At 66.3% G+C, this 18498-nt stretch carries 19 protein-coding genes and 1 other RNA gene; 6 read left to right on the plus strand and 14 right to left on the minus strand.

What is annotated here, in order from left to right:
- Nucleotides 1-55: 55 nt before the first annotated feature.
- The 3 genes from msrA to ilvD are packed head-to-tail and all read right to left on the minus strand — an operon-like array spanning nt 56 to nt 2650.
- Nucleotides 56-610, minus strand: coding sequence for a peptide-methionine (S)-S-oxide reductase MsrA (gene msrA, locus AC1HFW_RS16680; RefSeq protein WP_006392936.1), 555 nt, complete (start codon nt 608-610; stop codon nt 56-58).
- Nucleotides 611-645: 35 nt separating this feature from the next.
- Complete coding sequence (locus AC1HFW_RS16685) at nt 646-981, minus strand: c-type cytochrome (protein ID WP_035361233.1); 336 nt, start codon at nt 979-981, stop codon at nt 646-648.
- Nucleotides 965-2650, minus strand: a complete 1686-nt coding sequence (ilvD, locus tag AC1HFW_RS16690; RefSeq protein ID WP_061072433.1) for a dihydroxy-acid dehydratase — start codon at nt 2648-2650, stop codon at nt 965-967. The genes AC1HFW_RS16685 and ilvD overlap by 17 nt, the downstream gene beginning before the upstream one ends.
- A 181-nt stretch (nt 2651-2831) precedes the next feature.
- Between ilvD and lgt the strand changes: the two genes are divergently transcribed.
- Nucleotides 2832-3620: a prolipoprotein diacylglyceryl transferase gene (gene lgt / locus AC1HFW_RS16695; protein ID WP_006392933.1), complete on the plus strand. Its 789-nt coding sequence runs from the start codon at nt 2832-2834 to the stop codon at nt 3618-3620.
- Here lgt and AC1HFW_RS16700 read toward each other — a convergent pair.
- From AC1HFW_RS16700 to AC1HFW_RS16715, 4 genes are all read right to left on the minus strand, one after another.
- Nucleotides 3595-4365: an SIMPL domain-containing protein gene (locus AC1HFW_RS16700; protein ID WP_006392932.1), complete on the minus strand. Its 771-nt coding sequence runs from the start codon at nt 4363-4365 to the stop codon at nt 3595-3597. The genes lgt and AC1HFW_RS16700 overlap by 26 nt on opposite strands.
- A gap of 76 nt (nt 4366-4441) precedes the next feature.
- A non-coding RNA gene (ssrS, locus tag AC1HFW_RS16705) (6S RNA) lies at nt 4442-4626 on the minus strand.
- Nucleotides 4627-4670: 44 nt separating this feature from the next.
- Entirely contained in the window at nt 4671-4982 is a 312-nt protein-coding gene (locus tag AC1HFW_RS16710; RefSeq protein ID WP_006392931.1) for a cell division protein ZapA, read from the minus strand.
- The gene (locus tag AC1HFW_RS16715) at nt 4982-5428 is read right to left on the minus strand and encodes a hypothetical protein (protein WP_081105080.1); all 447 of its coding nucleotides are present in this window, start codon (nt 5426-5428) and stop codon (nt 4982-4984) included. The genes AC1HFW_RS16710 and AC1HFW_RS16715 overlap by 1 nt, the downstream gene beginning before the upstream one ends.
- A 484-nt stretch (nt 5429-5912) precedes the next feature.
- On the opposite strand from AC1HFW_RS16715, the gene AC1HFW_RS16720 reads away from it, so the two are divergent.
- From AC1HFW_RS16720 to AC1HFW_RS16735, 4 genes are all read left to right on the plus strand, one after another.
- Entirely contained in the window at nt 5913-6377 is a 465-nt protein-coding gene (locus AC1HFW_RS16720; protein WP_006392929.1) for a tripartite tricarboxylate transporter TctB family protein, read from the plus strand.
- A gap of 13 nt (nt 6378-6390) precedes the next feature.
- A complete protein-coding gene (locus AC1HFW_RS16725) occupies nt 6391-7896 on the plus strand; it encodes a tripartite tricarboxylate transporter permease (protein WP_006392928.1) in 1506 nt (501 codons plus the stop codon).
- Nucleotides 7897-8129: 233 nt separating this feature from the next.
- Nucleotides 8130-9734, plus strand: coding sequence for a gamma-glutamyltransferase family protein (locus AC1HFW_RS16730; RefSeq protein ID WP_479284494.1), 1605 nt, complete (start codon nt 8130-8132; stop codon nt 9732-9734).
- A gap of 52 nt (nt 9735-9786) precedes the next feature.
- A complete protein-coding gene (locus AC1HFW_RS16735) occupies nt 9787-10692 on the plus strand; it encodes an NAD(P)-dependent oxidoreductase (protein WP_241074343.1) in 906 nt (301 codons plus the stop codon).
- 49 nt (nt 10693-10741) lie between these two features.
- Here AC1HFW_RS16735 and AC1HFW_RS16740 read toward each other — a convergent pair whose 3' ends face one another.
- The gene (locus AC1HFW_RS16740; RefSeq protein ID WP_006392925.1) at nt 10742-11374 is read right to left on the minus strand and encodes an FMN-dependent NADH-azoreductase; all 633 of its coding nucleotides are present in this window, start codon (nt 11372-11374) and stop codon (nt 10742-10744) included.
- Between the two features lie 124 nt (nt 11375-11498).
- Here AC1HFW_RS16740 and AC1HFW_RS16745 point away from each other — a divergent pair, with 124 nt between their 5' ends.
- Nucleotides 11499-12440: a LysR family transcriptional regulator gene (locus AC1HFW_RS16745; RefSeq protein WP_006392924.1), complete on the plus strand. Its 942-nt coding sequence runs from the start codon at nt 11499-11501 to the stop codon at nt 12438-12440.
- On the opposite strand, the gene AC1HFW_RS16750 is transcribed toward AC1HFW_RS16745, so the two are convergent.
- The 6 genes from AC1HFW_RS16750 to AC1HFW_RS16775 form a co-directional block, all read right to left on the minus strand.
- The gene (locus AC1HFW_RS16750; RefSeq protein WP_006392923.1) at nt 12434-13363 is read right to left on the minus strand and encodes a 2-hydroxyacid dehydrogenase; all 930 of its coding nucleotides are present in this window, start codon (nt 13361-13363) and stop codon (nt 12434-12436) included. The genes AC1HFW_RS16745 and AC1HFW_RS16750 overlap by 7 nt on opposite strands.
- 111 nt (nt 13364-13474) lie before the next feature.
- Nucleotides 13475-14998, minus strand: coding sequence for a tripartite tricarboxylate transporter permease (locus AC1HFW_RS16755; RefSeq protein WP_035359984.1), 1524 nt, complete (start codon nt 14996-14998; stop codon nt 13475-13477).
- A gap of 6 nt (nt 14999-15004) precedes the next feature.
- Nucleotides 15005-15484: a tripartite tricarboxylate transporter TctB family protein gene (locus AC1HFW_RS16760; protein WP_035359983.1), complete on the minus strand. Its 480-nt coding sequence runs from the start codon at nt 15482-15484 to the stop codon at nt 15005-15007.
- Nucleotides 15485-15697: 213 nt separating this feature from the next.
- Nucleotides 15698-17230, minus strand: coding sequence for a sensor histidine kinase (locus tag AC1HFW_RS16765; protein WP_479284498.1), 1533 nt, complete (start codon nt 17228-17230; stop codon nt 15698-15700).
- Nucleotides 17231-17237: 7 nt separating this feature from the next.
- Entirely contained in the window at nt 17238-17924 is a 687-nt protein-coding gene (locus tag AC1HFW_RS16770; RefSeq protein WP_479284500.1) for a response regulator, read from the minus strand.
- Nucleotides 17905-18477, minus strand: a complete 573-nt coding sequence (locus AC1HFW_RS16775) for an RNA pyrophosphohydrolase (RefSeq protein WP_006392918.1) — start codon at nt 18475-18477, stop codon at nt 17905-17907. Before AC1HFW_RS16775 ends, AC1HFW_RS16770 begins: the two co-directional genes overlap by 20 nt.
- Nucleotides 18478-18498: the final 21 nt, after the last annotated feature.

Raw genomic sequence — 18498 nt, forward strand, 5'->3', positions numbered from 1 at the left:
GTGCCCGGCGCTGGCCTTGAAACCTCGCCTTGCGCGAGGTTTTTTTTCGCCTGCCTTATTTCTTCAGGCGATCCTGGAACTGCTTGCGGAACTTGGCGACCTTGGGCGCGATCACGAACTGGCAATAGCCCTGCTCGGGATGCAGCGCGAAGTAGTCGCGGTGATAGTCCTCGGCCTGCCAGAAGTGCGCGGGCGCCAGCAGCTTGGTGACGATGGGCGCGTCGTAGACTTTCTGCGCCTCGACCTCGGCGATGACGGCTTCGGCCTGCTCGCGCTGGGTGTCGTTCTGCCAGAAGATGGCCGACTCGTACTGCGGGCCGACGTCATTGCCCTGGCGGCCCGGGGTGGTCGGGTCGTGGGTGGCGAAGAACACGCGCAGCAGGTCGCTGTAGGACAGTTCGGCCGGATCGAATTCGACGCGAGCCACTTCGATGTGGCCGGTGTCCTTGCCGCAAACCTGTTCGTAGCTGGGGTTGTCGACGTGTCCGCCGCTGTAGCCGGGCAGCACGCTCTTGACGCCGCGCAGGTCGGTGAAGACCGCCTCGACGCACCAGAAACAGCCGCCGCCGAGAACGGCGACCTCATTGCCCGGGGAGGGTTGTTCTGCCATGACGATTCCTTTGAGACTTTCCAGAGACGATACGACTACTTCTTGGCTGGCGCCAGCGTCAGGATCCATTCGGCCAGCAGGCGGGCGTCTTCCGGACTGACGTGGGTCTGCGCCGGCATCGGCACGGCGCCCCAGGCGCCGCGGCCGCCCCCGCGGATCTTGCCCGCCAGGTAGTCCACCATGGCATCGCCCTGCCCGGCATAGCGTTCGGCCACGCTGGCCAGCGGCGGTCCGACGCGCTTGACGTCGACCTGGTGACAGGCCATGCAGGCTTTGCTCTTGGCCAGATCCAGGCCGGTGGTTTGCCCCTGGGCCGCGCCGGCAACCAACAGGCCGGCGGCGACCGCCAACAGACTACGTATCAAATGCATCGGTTACCGCCCCACGGCTCGCGGTGCTGGCGAGCTTGCCGAACTTGGCAAGCACACCGCGTGTATAACGCGGCTTGGGCTGGACCCAGGCCTGGCGACGAGCCGCCATCTCTTCGTCGCTGATATTGAGCTGCAACAGCAGCTTGTGGGCATCGATGGTAACCGAATCTCCCTCCTGGATCAGCGCGATGGGGCCGCCCACGAAGGCCTCGGGCGCGACGTGGCCGACCACCATGCCCCAGGTGCCGCCGGAAAAGCGGCCATCGGTGATGAGGCCCACGGTTTCGCCCAGCCCCTGCCCGACCAATGCCGAGGTCGGCGCCAGCATTTCACGCATGCCGGGTCCGCCCTTGGGGCCTTCGTAGCGGATCACCACCACGTCGCCATCGCGGATCTGGCGCGCCATGATGGCGGCCATGGCATCGTCCTCGGAATCGAAGACGCGCGCCGGCCCGGTGATCACCGGATTCTTCAGGCCGGTGATCTTGGCCACGCAGCCTTCCGGCGACAGGTTGCCCTTGAGGATGGCCAGATGGCCCTGGGGGTAGAGGGCGCGATCCAGCGGCATGATGACGTCCTGGTCGGCGCGCGGCGTATCGGGCACGTCGGCCAGGGACTGCGCGATGGTCTGGCCGGTGATGGTGACGCAATCGCCATGCAGCAGCCCGGCGTTGAGCAGCAGCTTCATGACCTGCGGGATGCCGCCAGCGCGATGCAGGTCGGTGGCCACGTACTTGCCGGACGGCTTGAGGTCGCACAGCACTGGCACGCGCTGGCGGATGCGCTCGAAGTCGTCGATGGTCCAGGGCACTTCGGCGGCATGCGCGATGGCCAGGAAATGCAGCACCGCGTTGGTCGAGCCGCCCGTCGCCATGATGACGGAGACGGCGTTCTCGATGGACTCGCGGGTGATGATGTCGCGCGGGCGCAGGCCGCGGCGGACGGCATCCACCAGCACGCGGGCCGATTCCGCGGCCGAGACGACTTTCTCGTCGTCCTCGTTGGCCATGGTGCTGGAATACGGCAGGCTCATGCCCATGGCCTCGAAGGCCGAGCTCATGGTGTTGGCGGTGTACATGCCGCCACAGGAGCCCGAGCCGGGGATGGCGCATTTCTCGATCTGCTTGAAGTCGGCCTCTTCCATGCGGCCCATGGTGTATTCGCCGACCGCCTCGAACACCGAGACGATGGTCAGGTCCTTGCCCTGGTAGCGGCCCGGCTTGATGGTGCCGCCGTAGACGTAGATGCCCGGCACGTTCATGCGCGCCAGCGCGATCATGCCGCCCGGCATGTTCTTGTCGCAGCCGCCGATGACCACCACGCCGTCCATCCACTGGCCCTGCGCGGCGGTCTCGATACAGTCGGCGATGACTTCGCGCGACACCAGCGAGTACTTCATGCCCTCGGTGCCCATGGACATGCCGTCGGAAATCGTTGGCGTGCCGAACACCTGCGGATTGGCCTTGGCGCCGCGGATGGCCTCGATGGCGGCATCGGCCAGGCGCTGCAGGCCGCTGTTGCATGGCGTGATGGTCGAATGGCCATTGGCCACGCCGATCATCGGGTTTTCGAAGTCGGCTTCCTGGTAGCCCAGCGCGTAATACATGGCGCGATTGGGCGCGCGGGCGACGCCGTGCGTGATGTGGCGGGAACGTTCGTTGTGCGACATGGTCTGTTGTCTCCTGTCGGCCGTCAGGGCGCGGACATGGCGACCGCGCCCGGGAGGGTGGCCAGTTCGCTCACGGGCGAATCTCGGGGTGGGCCGGCGCGCAAGGACAATGCGCTTGCGTGTCGGTCTACCGCAGGGCTCGCCGGTTATTATCATTCAACTTCATTGTGTCGGGCGGAACATGCTGCAATATCCAAAATTCGACCCCGTTGCCCTGCAGATCGGGCCCTTGGCCATCCATTGGTACGGACTGATGTATCTGGCGGGCTTCGCCCTGGTGTACGTACTGGGCCGGCGCCGCATCACCAGCGGCCACACCACGTCCCTGAACGTGCGCGACCTGGAAGACCTGATCTTCTACAGTGTGCTGGGGGTGGTGCTGGGCGGGCGTCTGGGCTATGTGCTGTTCTACAAGCCCAGCTATTACCTGGCGCATCCGCTGGAAGTGGCCTACCTGTGGGAAGGCGGCATGTCGTTCCACGGCGGCCTGATCGGCGTGATCCTGGTGATGCTGCTGTTCGCCCGCAAGAAGCGCCTGCCGTTCTTCGCCGTCAGCGACTTCATCGCGCCACTGATCCCGCTGGGGCTGGGTTTCGGCCGCCTGGGCAACTTCATCAATGGTGAACTGTGGGGCCGCCCGACCGACGTGCCGTGGGCGATGATCTTCCCGAGCAGCGGCGACGGCGTTCCGCGCCATCCGTCCCAACTGTACGAGCTGGGCCTGGAAGGCATCGTGCTGTTCGCGCTGATGTGGTGGTTCTCGAGCAAGCCGCGCCCCCTGGGCCAGGTGAGCGCGGTATTCCTGATGGGCTACGGAACGTTCCGTTTCCTGGTGGAATTCACCCGCGAGCCGGACAACTTCCTGGGCCTGCTCGCGGGCGGGTTGAGCATGGGACAGTGGCTGTCCCTGCCGATGGTCGCCCTGGGCGCCATCATGTTCGTGCTTACTGCAAAACGATCGTCCCGTTGACCGAGATGCTGACCGTGACGTCTCCCGCTTCCAGGGGGACGTCCGCGCTGTAGCCGGCGCCGCCGGAGGCGTCCTTGGCCATCGCGCCCATCATGCGCGGCATCGGCGTGACGCCGCCGGCGCCGCCCAGTTCCAGCTTGCTCAGGCGGTAGCCCGAAAAGCCGAAGGCGTTGGCCGCGGCCAGCGCGCGGTCCTTGAAGGCCTGCGCGGCTTCCTTGAGCAGCTTGCGTTCCTCGGCGTCGCGCACTTCGCGCGACAGCGAGAAGCTGATGTTGGAAATGGCGGTCTTGTCGGACAGCTTGGACGCCAGCGCGGCGGCCGCCGCGAAATCCTTCGATTCGAGAATGATCTCGCCCTGGCCGCGCCAGGTGGTGCTGGTCTTGCCCTTGCTGCTGCTGGTGGAATTGGGCCAGACGTTGAAGCTGCCGGTGCGCACGTCGACGCCCTTGGTGTCACGCGCGCGCTTGGCCACGTCGTCGAGCATCTCCGTGAGCTTCTTGCCGGCGGTGGGCTGGTCGGCCGCTTCGGTCTCGGCCGACAGCGAAATGCGCACCGTGTCCTGCTTGACCTCGGAAGACGCGGTGGCTTGCAGGGTCAGTTCCGGCGACCGGTTGGCGGCGGATTCCGCCGCGGCGGGCGCCGGCGCCGGGTTCTGCGCGAAGACGGGTTGCGCCATCGACAAAGCGGCCACGGCCGCGCACGCCGCGCCAAGTTTGGTCAGCGAAAAAACGGGGGATTTCAACATGGACTGGTCCTATGAGGGAGGACGATGGGGGGAGGCGCCCGGCGCGGACCTGCGCTCATGGCAGGCCCGCTGGGATAGATGCCCCGCCTGTGCCGTCAAGGCCGGCATCTCGAACCCTGAGGTTCAAGGTGGTCGCGTTCCGAAGAGCGTCGGGTTCGTCTACGAGAGACAATCGCTCCAGCTCTGCACTCCCGCAACCAATATGCCATAAGACATAGGTTCAGAGAATGTATGGCCAGGTCACGGACACGGCAGGGACAAACTGAAAATACTGAAAAAACCTTGGTGAAAACCGCTTATGAACGTCAGAGGAGTTTTTCCTGGCCCGACAGCGCGTCGTCCAGCACTGCGTTCATGTCCTCGATTCTACGCTTGAAGTCGCCGACCGCCAAACCGCCCAGCGGACCATCCGGCGCTTTCATGGCGAGCAGTTCGCCAGCCACCTGCAGCGCGGCCATGACGGCGATGCGCTCGTTGCTGGAGACCTTGCCCGTGCCCTGGATGCGCAGCATGAGCTGATCGACGTGGCGCACGGCGGCCACCAGCGTGGGCTTTTCCTCGGCCGAGCAGGCCAGCGAGTAGTCGCGCCCCAGGATCGTTACATCTACGCGTTCCATCAGTGTTGCTCTCCGGACGGCGCACCCGGCAGACGGGCCAGGACGGCGTCGATGCGCTCGCGGGCCGCGGCGGCGGCCACGCGCAGGCGCTGTAGTTCGGTGTCGCGGCTTTGCAGGGTGCCCTGCATCTCGGTTTCCCGAGCCGTGAAACGCGCCTCGAGCGACTGGCGCTCGGCGGTTTCGCGAGCGAGCTGTTCGCGCAGGGCCACTTCGGCCTTCTGCGCCTGCTCCAGCATCGCGGTGACGGCGCCGTCGTTGTCTTGCAGCTTGCCCTGCAGCGCGGCGATGTCGGCATCGCGCTCGGCGGCGCGCTGCTTGAGCACGCGCTGCTCGGCTTCGGTTTCGTTCAGGCGCATACGCAATGCGTCACGCTCGGCATGGAGTTGCCGGGTGCGTTGCACCAGTTGCCCGATACGGGCGGCGAGTTGGTCTAGGTCTTGCAGCATGGGCGCTATCGTAAACCATCCAGGGGGGAATCGGGCCGCTTCACGCAAGGTGAGAAACACGGCAATATTCAGTAGGAAATGCAGGCGGCATTGCCGGCGGCGGGCAACATACCCGATCAGGCCCAACTAGAAAAGTCCCTCGCGCCCGGCAAGCGGCAGGTCAAGCGGGCCTGCTTTCGCATTTCTTTCTATCAACTTTCACTTAGCTTTCAAACAACCCTCAATCTGCCCGCCCCGTTACATCTGGGGATCGGGAGTTCCCCAATTTTAGGGAAAACCCCAGGCTTTCACCTAGCTTACAGGGTTTGCATCGTGGCGGGCGTCCATTACCATTCGCCCTTTCAAGAAGCCACGCCGAAGCTTTCAGAAGAACACCGGGCACCACGATGTGCCTTTTTTGTGCCTGTCACCTGGCTTTCCGGCAGCCCGGACAGATCACAAGCCTCTTTTTTATCTACATGCTGTAAACAGGAGCCAACCAATCATGCAGCTACGCAATCGACAGGACTTCTGGTCGGGGGTGATGTTCATCGCCCTTGGACTGGGATTCGCCTGGCAAGCCAGCAGCTACCAAATGGGTACTGCCGCCCGGATGGGCCCCGGGTATTTTCCTTTCTGGCTGGGCATCGTTCTCGCATTGCTGGGTGCCATCGTGCTGCTTGGCTCGATGTCGAAGAAGGCCCACGAGACCCACGTCGACAAGTTCGACTGGCGCATCGTTTTCCTGGTGGTCGGGTCCGTGGTCATCTATGGCCTGGTCCTGAAACTGCTGGGCATCTATATCTCGGTGTTCATTCTGGTGGTGATCAGCAGCCTGGCCAGCCACGAGTTCAGCCTCAAGGTCGCCGTCGCCAACGGCATCTTCCTGGTGCTGTTCTCGTATCTGGCGTTCGTCAAGGGCCTGGGGCTGATTTTCCCGCTGTGGCCGTCGTTTCTGGGCATGAACTGAGGAGCAACCGGTCATGGAATTGTTTGACAACCTGATGTTGGGTTTCTCGGTGGCGTTCACGCCCGAGAACCTGTTGTACGCGCTGCTGGGCTGCGTCCTGGGTACGCTGATCGGCGTGCTGCCGGGTATCGGCCCCGTCCCGACCATCGCGATGCTGCTGCCGATCACGTACGTGCTGCCCCCGGTGGCCGGCCTGATCATGCTGGCCGGTATCTATTACGGTGCGCAATACGGTGGCTCGACCACGGCCATCCTGGTGGCGTTGCCAGGGGAAACGTCCGCGGTGGTGACCGTGCTGGACGGTCACCAGATGGCCCGCAACGGCCGTGCTGGCGCCGCGCTGGCAATCGCCGCCCTGGGTTCGTTCTTCGCCGGCTGCGTGGCCACGCTGCTGCTGGCCGCCTTCGCGCCCCCGCTGGCTGAAGTCGCCTTCAAGTTCGGCCCCGCCGAGTACTTCTCGCTGATGTGCCTGGGCCTGGTCGGCGCCGTGGTGCTGGCCTCGGGCTCGCTGCCCAAGGCGATCGCGATGATCATCCTGGGTCTGCTGCTGGGCATGGTCGGCACCGACGTCAACTCGGGCGTGGCCCGCTTCGACTTCGGCGTGCCGGAACTGCAGGACGGCATCGACTTCGCCATCGTGGCCATGGGCGTGTTCGGCTTCGCCGAAATCATGACCAACCTCGAGCAGAAGGAAAACCGCGTCGATATCACCGACAAGATCGGCTCGCTGTACCCGAACAAGCAGGAATTCAAGGAATCCGCGCCCGCCGTGCTGCGTGGCACGGCCCTGGGTTCGGCCCTGGGCATCCTGCCGGGCGGTGGCGCGGTGCTGTCGTCGTTCGCGTCCTACACGCTGGAAAAGAAGATCTCGAAGAATCCGGAACGCTTCGGCAAGGGCCACCCGGCCGGCCTGGCGGGCCCGGAATCGGCCAACAACGCGGCCGCGCAGACTTCGTTCATCCCGCTGCTGACCCTGGGTATCCCGGGCAACGCCGTGATGGCGCTGATGGTCGGCGCGATGACGATCCACAACATCCAGCCCGGCCCGCAAGTGATGACGAGCCACCCCGAGCTATTCTGGGGCCTGATCGCCTCGATGTGGATCGGCAACCTGATGCTGGTGGTCCTGAACCTGCCGCTGATCGGCCTGTGGGTCAAGCTGCTCAAGGTGCCCTACCGCATCCTGTTCCCGGCGATCCTGGTGTTCTGCACCATCGGTGTGTACTCGCTCAACTACAACTCGTTCGACATCTTCACGACCGCCATGTTCGGCATCGTGGGCTATGTCTGGTCGAAGCTGAAGTGCGAAGGCGCGCCGCTGCTGCTGGGCCTGGTGCTCGGACCCATGATGGAAGAAAACTTCCGTCGCGCCCTGCTGCTGTCGCGCGGCGACTTCAGCACCTTCGTGACGCGTCCGCTGTCGGCCTCGCTGCTGGCCGTGGCGGTGTTCCTGGTGATCCTGGTGGCCCTGCCGGCGATCCGCAAGAAGCGCGAAGAAACCTTCGTCGAAGAAGACTAAGGCCCTGCCCGCCGCCGCCAGGCGGCGGTGCTCCGCGCCTTCCGAACCCCCGGTCCGCCGGGGGTTTTTCTTTGGGCGCGCGATAGCCGCCCGCCAGGCCCAGTCCCGCGCCGCCCCGACGCAGGCACAGACACAGGCCCAAGCAACAAAACACTACAGTCCAATACAGGGTGTACCCCAGGGTCGGGGCATCTACGTTAAGCTACGGGTTTACCCCCACGCGATGATTCGACATGAACTTCGACTGGAACAACCCCTATCCCACCACGCGCACGCCGGTCTTTGCCCGCAACGTCGTTGCCACCTCGCAGCCGCTGGCGGCGCAGGCGGGACTGCGCATCCTGGCCAGCGGCGGCAATGCGGTGGACGCGGCGATCGCCGCGGCCGCGACGCTGACACTGACCGAACCGGTCAGCAACGGCCTGGGATCGGATTGCTTCGCCATCGTCTGGGACGGCTCGAAACTGCACGGCCTGAACGCCTCGGGGCCGGCGCCGGCGGCCTGGAACCTGGACTATTTCCGCCGCAAGCACCAGGGCGCGATACCGACCCGCGGCTGGGACAGCGTCACGGTGCCGGGCTGCGTGGCCGGCTGGGCGGCGCTGCATGAAAAGCTGGGCAAGCTGCCGTTCGCCGACGTGCTGGCCCCCGCGATCGACTATGCCGAACGCGGCTTCGCCATCAGCCCCATGGTGCGGCAGAAATGGGCGGCGCAGGCCGACGTGCTGCAGCCCCAACCCGGCTTCGCCGAACACTTCCTACCGCGCGGCCGGGCGCCGCACATCGGCGAGCATTTCGTGCTGAAGGCCGCCGCGGCCACGCTCAAGCGCATCGCCGCCACCCGCGGCCGCGACTTCTACGAAGGCGAGACGGCCCACAAGCTGGTCGCCCATGCGCAGGCCCACGAAGCCGCCATGACGCTGGCCGACCTGCGCGACTACGCGCCGGAATGGGTGACGCCGATCAGCCAGTCCTACCGCGGCCACACGCTGCACCAGATCCCGCCCAACGGCCAGGGCATCGCCGCCCTGATCGCGCTGGGCATCCTGCAGAACTTCGATCTGGCGGCCCGGCCGGTGGATCACCCGGAAACCCAGCATCTGCTGATCGAGGCCATGAAGCTGGCCTTCGCCGACGTCTACACGCACGTCGCCGACGGCCGCCACATGCGGCTGTCGCCGGAGCAGATGCTGCGCGCCGACTATCTGGCCGAGCGCGCCCGCCTGATCGACCCGAACGTGGCCCAGGCCTTCGCCTGCGGCCATGCGCCGCAGGGCGGCACGGTCTACCTGACGGCCGCCGACCGCAACGGCATGATGGTGAGCTTCATCCAGTCCAACTACATGGGCTTCGGCTCGGGCGTGGTGGTGCCGGGCACCGGCGTCAGCCTGCAGAACCGCGGCCACTGTTTCAGCATCCAAGCCGATCACCCCAACGTGGTGGCGGGCGGCAAGCGCCCCTTCCACACCATCATCCCGGGCTTCCTGATGCGCGATGGCGCGCCGGTCATGAGTTTCGGCGTGATGGGCGGCAACATGCAGCCCCAAGGCCAGGTGCAGACGCTGGTGCGCATGCTGGACTACGGCCAGCAGCCACAGGCCGCCTGCGACGCGCCACGCTGGAAGTGGAACCAGGGACTGGCGATCGACATGGAGGCCTCCATGCCGCCCGCGGTGGCGCAGGGCCTGCGCACGCGCGGCCACGTGCTCGAGGGCATCGACGACCCTTATATGGACTTCGGCTCGGGCCAGTTCATCTGGCGCCTGGGCGATCCGGCGGTCGATGGCTACGTCAGCGCCAGCGACAGCCGTCGCGACGGACTCGCCGCCGGCTTTTGATTGCGTTAAGGTTACTGCCTCAGGTTTTCCTTTCCACAGCGGAGTTCCCTGCATGGCATCGATCGGTACCAAGAGCTACGACGCAGTCGTGGCCCAGAAAGTCGCATTCCTCGGATTGGGCGTGATGGGCCTGCCCATGGCCGGCCACCTGGCCCGCGCCGGGCACGACGTCACCGTCTACAACCGCACGCCGTCCAAGGCGCAGGCCTGGGCCAGCGAATTCGGCGGCCGCAGCGCCGTGACGCCGCGCGAAGCCGTGGCGGGCGCGCAGATCGTGTTCGCCTGCGTCGGCAACGACGATGACCTGCGCAGCGTCACCCTCGGGCCGGATGGCGCGTTCGCCGGCATGGCGCCGGGCGCGGTGTTCGTGGACCACACCACCGCCTCGGCGGACGTGGCGCGCGAACTCTACGCGCAAGCCAAGGACCTGGGCCTGAACTTCATCGACGCGCCGGTATCCGGCGGCCAGGCGGGCGCCGTCAACGGCGTGCTGACCATCATGTGCGGCGGCGAGCAGGCGGTGTTCGACGCCGTCAAGCCGGTGGCGCAAGCGTTCGGGCGCGCCGTGACGCGCGTGGGCCCGCCGGGAGCCGGCCAACTGGCCAAGATGGTCAACCAGATCTGTATCGCCGGCATCGTGCAGGGCCTGTCGGAAGCCGTGGCGTTCGGCCAGGCCGCCGACCTGGACATGAAGCTGGTGCTGGACGTCATCAGCAAGGGCGCCGCGCAGAGCTGGCAGATGGAGAACCGCGGCGGCACCATGGTCGACGACAAGTTCGACTTCGGCTTCGCGGTCGACTGGATGCGCAAGGACCTGGGCCTGGTGCTGGCCGAGGCGCGCCACAATGGCGCCCGCCTGCCGCTGACGGCGCTGGTGGACCAGTTCTACGGCGACGTGCAGAAGATGGGCGGCGGCCGCTGGGATACGTCCAGCCTGATCAAGCGGCTACGCGACTGACACCGCCACCGGTATGAAAAAAACGGACCCTCGGGTCCGTTTTTTTACGTCAGGCCGCTTGCAGCGCGGCTTGCGGTCGGCCCAGGTCCAGCGCGTCGATGCGCTGGCGCGCCAGCGACACGCCTTCGAGCGCGGCGACTTCGCCCATCGCCATGCCTTCGGCGGCGATGAAGGTCACCTCGTTCATGCCGAGGAAAGCCAGCATCTGGCGCAGGTACGGCGTCATCGTGTCGGCGGGCGTGCCTTCGGCCTTGCCGCCGCGCGCCGTGAGCACGAACACCTGCTTACCCTTCACCAGGCCCTCGGGCACGCCTTCCGGCGTATAACGGAACGTGACGCCGGCACGGGCGACGTGGTCCAGATAGGTCTTGAACTGCGCCGGCAGGTTGAAGTTGTAGACCGGCACGGCGAACACGATACGGTCGGCCTGCATCAGCTCGGCCACCAGGGCATCGCTGCGTTCGACGATGCGTTGCTGCTCGACGCTGCGGGCGTCGGCCGGCGTGAACAGGGCGCCGGCGGTCGCGCCGTCGAAGTACGGCAGTGGCTGGGCGCCGATATCGCGGAGGGTGACGGCGGCGGCCGGATCGGCCTGCTTGATGCGGGCGACCATGTGGTCGGCCAATTGCTTGCTGTGCGAGCGGTCGCCCAGAATCGAGGACAGGATGACAAGGGTCTTCATAACGTGATCTCCAGTGCGGACCGCGAAAAGCGCGTGTCCTGAGTGCATGGCGTCACTGTAGATCGCTTAATTGTTCACATAAACCCATGTATGATGAACTATTCGTTCCAGGCATAGAACAATCATGCAAGACCTAAACGACCTCTATTACTTTTCCCAAGTCGTCGAGCAAGGCGGCTTCAGCGCCGCAGCACGCGCGCTGGACATTCCCAAATCGCGCCTGTCGCGCCGCATTTCGCACCTGGAGGAAAGCCTGGGGGTACGGCTCCTGCAACGCACCACCCGGCGCCTGCGCCTGACCGCGGCCGGCGAGCGTTACCTGCATTACTGCCGCGAGATGGCCGCCTCGGCCCGTGCGGCCGACGACGCCATGCGCCAGCTGCAATCCCAACCCACCGGGCCCGTGGTGGTCAGCTGCCCGGTGTCGATCGCGCAGGACGTGCTGGCGCCGCTGCTGCCGGAATTCCTGGATGCCTGGCCGGCGATCTCGGTGCAGCTGCTGGTGACCAACCGCCGGGTCGACCTGATCCGCGAAGGCGTGGACCTGGCCCTGCGCGTGCGGACCAAGCTCGATACCGACGCCGAACTGGTGGTGCGCCACCTGGGCACCGCGCGCGGCACGCTGGTGGCCAGCCCCGGCTATCTGCAACGCCACGGCGCGCCCGACACCCCGCAGGACCTGGCCTCGCACACCACGTTGAGCTTCAGCGATCCGCAGAACGAGGTGCGCTGGCCGCTGCGCAACGACAAGGGCGAGGAAGTGCATATCGAACTGAAGCCACAGCTGTCGTGCAACGACTTCATCGTGCTGGTGGAAGCCGCCGTGCGCGGCCGCGGCATCGCGCTGCTGCCATCGATCGCGACCCAGGAGGAACTGCGCCGCGGCCAGCTGGTGCCGGTGCTGCCGCAATGGCAATCGCCCGAAGGCATCGTCCACTGCATCTATCCGTCGCGCCGCGGCATGATGCCGGCCGTGCGCACGCTGCTCGACTTCCTGTCGGAGCGCCTGCCTCCCACCTACCAGCGGCTGGAAAAGCAAGGCGCCGCCGCGCCCGTCGCTCAGTAGCCGCGCGTACGCTCGACCACGCCGGTGATCGGCTCGCCGCGCATCAGCCTGGCGACCTTGGCGGCAATCTGCGCGATGCTCTCGTCGCGCAGGGTGCGGGCGGCGATGTGCGGCGTGACGTGCACGCGCGGATCGCGCCAGAACGGATGATCCTGCGGCAGCGGCTCGGTGTGGAACACATCGAGCGTGGCGCCGGCGATCTCGCCTTCTTCGAGCATCTGCACCAGGTCTTCCTCGACCAGGTGTTCACCGCGGCCGACGTTGACCAGGTGCGCCTCGGGCAGCAACTGGCCGAGCGTGTCGCGGTTGAGGATGCCGCGGGTATCGGGCGTCAACGGCAGCACGTTCACCAGGAAGCGCGTGCGCGCCAGGAAGGCCGGCAGGGCCTCCTGGCCGGAGAACGACTCGACGCCGGCGATCTCGCGCGGGGTGCGCGACCAGCCCGCCACCGGATAACCGAACTCGGCCAGCGTCTGCGCCACCCGCGCGCCGACCTGCCCCAGGCCCAGCACGCCCACCGGCCAGTCGGCCTGGCGCGTGCCTTCGCGCGTGTCCCAGTGCTGGCGCGCCTGCGACTGGTCGAAGGCCTCGAAATCGCGCGACACGCGCAGCAAGGCGTAGAGCGCGTACTCGGCCATCTGCACCGACATGCCGGCGTCCTCGAGGCGGACGATGCGCACGTGCGGCGGGATTTCTTTCATCTTGAGCAAGGCGTCCACGCCCGCGCCCAGGTTGAACAGCGTCTCGATGCGGGTCTCGTGCTGGAACAGTTCCACCGGCGGCTTCCATACCAGCGCGACCTCGGCGCCCGAGGGTGGGCCGTCGGGATTCCAGACGGAAATGCGACAGCCGGGCATGGCGGCTTCCAGGCGTGGGACCCAGACGTCGGGGTCGTGCAGAGGGCAGGCGAAGAGGATGTGCATGGCGGGAATCCGGACGGGCTCGGGAAACCGCAAGCATGGGGGAAGACGGGCCGTAAATCAAACGGCCCGGCATGAAGCCGGGCCGTTTTCAGAGCGGGTGACGCGGGACGATCAGGCCGTCTGCGTGACCGTCGGCTTGTTCTTGTTCTTGCCGCGGCGCAGGAAGGCCCACACTTGCAGCAGGACCAGCAGCGCGCTGGCGGCGATGAACCAGGCGCTGATCGGGCGTTGCACGAACACCGCCAGGTCACCGCGCGACAGCAGCAGGGCGCGGCGGAAGTTCTCTTCGACCATGGGCCCCAGCACGAAGCCGAGCAGGATCGGCGCGACCGAGAATTCGAGCGTCATCAGGATGGCGCCGATCACACCGAAGGCCAGCACTTCCCAGATCTGGAAGAGGCTGTTCTGGGTACTGAACACGCCCACCGCGATGAAGAACAGCGCCGACGGGAACAGGTAGCGATAAGGCACCTGCAGCAGCTTGACCCAGACACCGATCAGCGGCACGTTGAGCACCATCAGCAGCACGTTGCCAACCCAGAAGCTGGCGATCAGGCCCCAGAAGATGTCCGGATGCTCGGTGATCAGCTGCGGACCGGGCTGGATGCCCTGGATCAGCAGCGCGCCCAGGATCAGCGCCATCACCGCGTCGCCGGGAATGCCCAGGCTCATCGTGGGGATGAAGTCGACCTGCGTCTTCGAGTGCGACGACGCTTCGGGCGAGGCCACGCCGGCGATCATGCCGGTGCCGAACTTCTCGGGCGTCTTGGAGATCTTGCGTTCCAGCGCGTAGGCCACGAAGGTGGTGATGGTCGGGCCGGTGCCGGGCATGGCGCCGAACAGCGTGCCCACGGCGGTGCCGCGCACCATCGGCCAGAAGGCGGTCTTCAGTTCCTGCTTGCTGGGACGCATGTCGCGCAGGCGCAGCTTGGCGCCGCTGCCGATGATGGTCATGCGGTTGACGCTCATCAGGAAGTCGGCCACGCCGAACAGGCCCATCGAGATCGCCACCAGTTCCAGGCCGTCGGACAGGTCGAGCAGGCCGAACGAGAAGCGGATGGTGCCGGTGTTCACGTCGGTGCCGACCACGCCGCACATCAGGCCGAACAGCGTCATGGCCACGCCTTTCAGCGGCGAGCCGCGCGACATGGTGGCGCCGGCCAGCAGGCCGAGCAGCATGATCGAGAAGATCTCGGTCGGGCCGAACTTGAAGGCGACTTCGACCAGCAGCGGCGAGGCGAAGATCATGACGATGATGCCGACCGAGGCCGCGAAGAACGAGCAGATCATCGTGATGCCGAGCGCTGTCCCCCCCTTGCCCTGTTTGGTCAGTGGATATCCGTCAAGACACGTCACCGCGTGCGGCGGGTGCGAAGGCAGGTTGAGCAGGATCGCGCCGATGGCGCCGCCGTACTGCGAGCCGTAGAAGATACCGGCCAGCATCAGGATGGCGGGCACCGGCTGCATCACGTAGGTCAGCGGCAGCAGGATCGAGATCGCCGACAGCGCGCCCATGCCGGGCAGCACGCCGATGAGGTTGCCCACCAGCACGCCGAAGAACGACCACATCAGGTTGTGGAGCTGGAACGCGACGCCGAAGCCGTACCAGAGGTCGGTCAAAGATTGAGAAATCATGGCGCATCAACCCCAGCGAAACAGCGGCAGCTGCAGTTGCAGCGCCCACCAGAAAACCACCACCGCGATCACGGACATGCCGAGCGACAGTACGAACGCCTGCTTGACCGTGTTCTTGCGGTCACCCAGGGCGGAGATGAAGACGATGGCGAAGGTCGCGGGCAGCAGGCCGCCATAGTGGCCCAGCAGCAGGAACGCCAGCGTGCCCAGCAGGATGCAGGCGCTGCCGCGGAAATCCGGCAGGCCGTGCGCGTGGCCGTCGCCCGGCGCGGGCGGCGTGGCATCGCCGGAACGCGCCGAAATGGCGATCAGGATCCCCGTCAATGCGAGCAGGCCGCCCAATGCCGCGGGGAAGAACCCGGGGCCCATGTGGCTGAGCGTTCCAATGTGATAGTCCGTACCACCGTAGATCGCCCCCAATCCGATAAGGACCATCAGCGCGCCGCCGTAATAGTCCTTTCTATTAATTGTTTTTTGCACTTCCATCCTCCTGAAGCAGGGCCGTGCGGGCCCCTGGGATGCCGCCCGGAACGAACGCCACCCGGCCTTTTCAACAACAGGCCGGTTCGCAGGTTAAGGAAGGAAGCTGCTAATTCGCTTTCTATGCGCTGTCGCCCTCCTGAATTCGGGGGTTATCCCTGATGGAAATCCGCGTACTGCGCAATGAAGGCTAGGGAGAAAGAATGAAAGCTTCGGCGATTACTGGTCGCCGGTGAACTCGACGTCGGCGGGTCGCGGGTACTGCGACACCGTCGCGGCCGGCGGCAGCCACAGGACGGACGCCAGGCCCATGCCGCCCTGCGCGTTGGGCTCGCCATCGCGCAATTCGATGTCGCCGTCATTGCGGCGGGCGTAGGCGCGCGCGATCGCCAATCCCAGGCCGGAGCCGGAGGACGTGACCGGCTTGTCCGTGCCGACCCGCTCGAAGCGGGCGAAGGCGCGCGCGCGCAGGTCCGGATCGAGCCCCGGGCCGTTGTCGGACACGGCGACTTCGGTGCGATCGCCGACGCGGCTGACCGAGACCGTGATGCGCGCCCCCACGGGCGCGTAATGGATGGCGTTGTGCACCAGGTTGGACAGGGCCTCGTGCAGCTCGGCCTCGTTGCCGGAGACCGGGACGTCGACCTCGTGGCCCTGCTCGTTGGTGGCCTGCACCCAGCCCAGGTCCTGCTGTTTCTCGTGCGCCAGGGGCAGGTATTGCAGCACCACCTCGCGCGAGACCGCGTTCAGGTCGAGCAACTGGCGGGGCAGCTGGTCGGCCTGGTTGGCGTGCGCCAGCGACAGCAGCTGTTCGGTCAGGCGGCGGGTGCGTCCCAGCTGGTCGACGATGGCGCGCAAGCCTTCCTGGGCGCGCGCCGGGTCGCGCTCGCGCAGGGCGTACTGGGCCTGGGTCAGCATGATGGCCAGCGGCGTGCGCAGCTGGTGCGAAGCGTCGGCCAGGAAGTGCGACTGTTCGTCCAGCACGCGGCGGTAGCGGGCGATGTGGTGATTGACGGCGTCGACCAGCGGCGCCACTTCGCTGGGCACGCGCGAGGCGTCGAGCGGGGTCAGGTCCTCGGGCCGGCGGTTGCGGATGTCGGCGCGCAGCCGCCGCAACGGCTTCAGGGCCCAGGACACGCCCCACCAGACCAGCAGCACGACCAGCGCCAGCATGCGGGCGTCGCGCAGGATTTCCTGGCGGCGGGCGCTGTCTTCGGCCTCGATGCGCTTGCCCGTGCTTTCGGCCACCAGCACCAGCACCTGGCGGTGGACGCCCTGGTAATACAGGTCGCGCACCAGCGACACCACCCGCACCGGGTCGTTGCGGTAGACCCCGTCGTAGAACACCGGCAGGCCATTGGAACGCGGCCAGGTGGGCGGCCGCGGCAGTTCGGGCATGCCCAGCAGGGTCTTGCCCTGCTCGGCCGGCACCGGCGAATCGTCCGGCAGGGGCGGGTCGATCTGCTCGATGCGGAAATACTTGCGCAGGCCGGCGCGCGACTCAAGCATGACCTGAGCGTACAGCGGCGTGGCCACCTGCAGCGAACCGTCGGGTGCGAATTCCAGGCTGCTCTCGAGCACGCGGGCGGGCTCGACCAGGGCGCTGTCGTAGGCCTCGTTGGTGATCTCGGACAGGGTGCGGTAGTCGTTCAGGCTGTCGATGACCAGCAGCGCCACCACGCCGGGCAGCAGCAGGATGATCAGCAGCGCGCGGATGCCGACCCGCGGCAACCCAGGGATCCGGAGGCTCACGAGGGGGTCAGGAGTCGGCGGCTTCGCTGGCCACGCTTTCCAGCATGTAGCCCAGGCCGCGGACGGTCACGATGCGCACGTCGCTGCCAGCCAGCTTCTTGCGCAGGCGGTGCAGCACCACCTCGATGGCGTCGGGGTTGGCTTCGCTGTCGTGGGTGAAGACCTTGCCGAACAGCTGCGACTTGTCCACCGGATAGCCGCTGCGCGTCAGCAGCGCCGCCAGGGCGGCGTGCTCGCGCGGGGTCAGGAACAGCAGAGAGCCGTCGAGCGTGAAGGCGCGGCTTTCGCTGTCGTAGGACAGCGAGCCGCATTGCAGGCGCGGATGCTGGCGGCCGCGGCTGCGGCGCACCAGCGCGGTCAGGCGGGCTTCCAGCTCTTCGAGGGCGAACGGCTTGGTCAGGAAGTCGTCGACGCCCAGGTTCAGGCCGCGCACGCGGTCCTGTAGCGCGCCCTGGGCGGTCAGCAGCAGCACCGGGGTGCGGTCGTCGCGGTTGCGCATTTCGCGCAGCACCACCAGGCCATGCTTGTCGGGCAGGCGCAGGTCCATGACGATGGCGTCGTACTCGGTGCCCGCCATGAACGCTTCGGCCGTGCGGGCGTCGGCCGCGTGGTCCGGCACGAACCCGCTCTGCGCGAGCGCGCGCATCAGCCAGGACGCCATGTCCCGTTCATCTTCAACCAATAATATGCGCATGACCGTCCGTTCCTTCGGGCAAGTTCTCTGCCGCCCGCTGCCCATGCACGCGCTGACGCAGGTAGCGGGTTTCGTGGTGACGCCGAAAGAGGATTGCCGACAACTCGTTCAACGCCTGGGTATAGACGTCCCGCTTGAACTCGATCACGGCATCCAGCGGCACCCAGTACTGGCTCCAGCGCCAGGCGTCGAATTCCGGATGCTGCGTCGCGCGCAGGCAAACGTCGCTGTCACGTCCCACCAGGCGCAACAAGAACCAAATCTGCTTTTGTCCTTTATAGTGGCCACGCCACTCACGCCGGACGAAGTGATCGGGCACGTTATAACGTAACCAATCGCGTGTACGCCCCAAAATACGGACATGCTCGGGCTTCAAGCCCACCTCTTCATGGAGCTCGCGATACATGGCCTGCACCGGGCTTTCGCCGTACTTGATGCCGCCCTGCGGGAACTGCCAGGCATGTTCCCTGATACGCTTGCCCCAAAAGACCTCGTTTCTGCTATTGACGAGAATGATGCCGACATTGGGGCGGTAGCCTTCGCGGTCAAGCATGGGCCACCCCCACCGAATTCA

Source organism: Achromobacter sp. ISS7 (assembly GCF_056523125.1).

Bases quoted from the DNA above. Each gene is read 5' to 3' on its own strand.
- AC1HFW_RS16755 (WP_035359984.1), bottom strand. From the start codon at position 14,998: ATGATTTCTCAATCTTTGACCGACCTCTGGTACGGCTTCGGCGTCGCG.
- AC1HFW_RS16730 (WP_479284494.1), top strand. From the start codon at position 8,130: ATGAACTTCGACTGGAACAACCCCTATCCCACCACGCGCACGCCGGTC.
- AC1HFW_RS16710 (WP_006392931.1), bottom strand. From the start codon at position 4,982: ATGGAACGCGTAGATGTAACGATCCTGGGGCGCGACTACTCGCTGGCC.
- AC1HFW_RS16740 (WP_006392925.1), bottom strand. From the start codon at position 11,374: ATGAAGACCCTTGTCATCCTGTCCTCGATTCTGGGCGACCGCTCGCAC.
- AC1HFW_RS16725 (WP_006392928.1), top strand. From the start codon at position 6,391: ATGGAATTGTTTGACAACCTGATGTTGGGTTTCTCGGTGGCGTTCACG.
- ilvD (WP_061072433.1), bottom strand. From the start codon at position 2,650: ATGTCGCACAACGAACGTTCCCGCCACATCACGCACGGCGTCGCCCGC.
- AC1HFW_RS16720 (WP_006392929.1), top strand. From the start codon at position 5,913: ATGCAGCTACGCAATCGACAGGACTTCTGGTCGGGGGTGATGTTCATC.
- msrA (WP_006392936.1), bottom strand. From the start codon at position 610: ATGGCAGAACAACCCTCCCCGGGCAATGAGGTCGCCGTTCTCGGCGGC.
- AC1HFW_RS16745 (WP_006392924.1), top strand. From the start codon at position 11,499: ATGCAAGACCTAAACGACCTCTATTACTTTTCCCAAGTCGTCGAGCAA.
- AC1HFW_RS16760 (WP_035359983.1), bottom strand. From the start codon at position 15,484: ATGGAAGTGCAAAAAACAATTAATAGAAAGGACTATTACGGCGGCGCG.
- AC1HFW_RS16735 (WP_241074343.1), top strand. From the start codon at position 9,787: ATGGCATCGATCGGTACCAAGAGCTACGACGCAGTCGTGGCCCAGAAA.
- AC1HFW_RS16685 (WP_035361233.1), bottom strand. From the start codon at position 981: ATGCATTTGATACGTAGTCTGTTGGCGGTCGCCGCCGGCCTGTTGGTT.
- AC1HFW_RS16775 (WP_006392918.1), bottom strand. From the start codon at position 18,477: ATGCTTGACCGCGAAGGCTACCGCCCCAATGTCGGCATCATTCTCGTC.
- AC1HFW_RS16715 (WP_081105080.1), bottom strand. From the start codon at position 5,428: ATGCTGCAAGACCTAGACCAACTCGCCGCCCGTATCGGGCAACTGGTG.
- AC1HFW_RS16700 (WP_006392932.1), bottom strand. From the start codon at position 4,365: ATGTTGAAATCCCCCGTTTTTTCGCTGACCAAACTTGGCGCGGCGTGC.
- AC1HFW_RS16770 (WP_479284500.1), bottom strand. From the start codon at position 17,924: ATGCGCATATTATTGGTTGAAGATGAACGGGACATGGCGTCCTGGCTG.
- lgt (WP_006392933.1), top strand. From the start codon at position 2,832: ATGCTGCAATATCCAAAATTCGACCCCGTTGCCCTGCAGATCGGGCCC.
- AC1HFW_RS16750 (WP_006392923.1), bottom strand. From the start codon at position 13,363: ATGCACATCCTCTTCGCCTGCCCTCTGCACGACCCCGACGTCTGGGTC.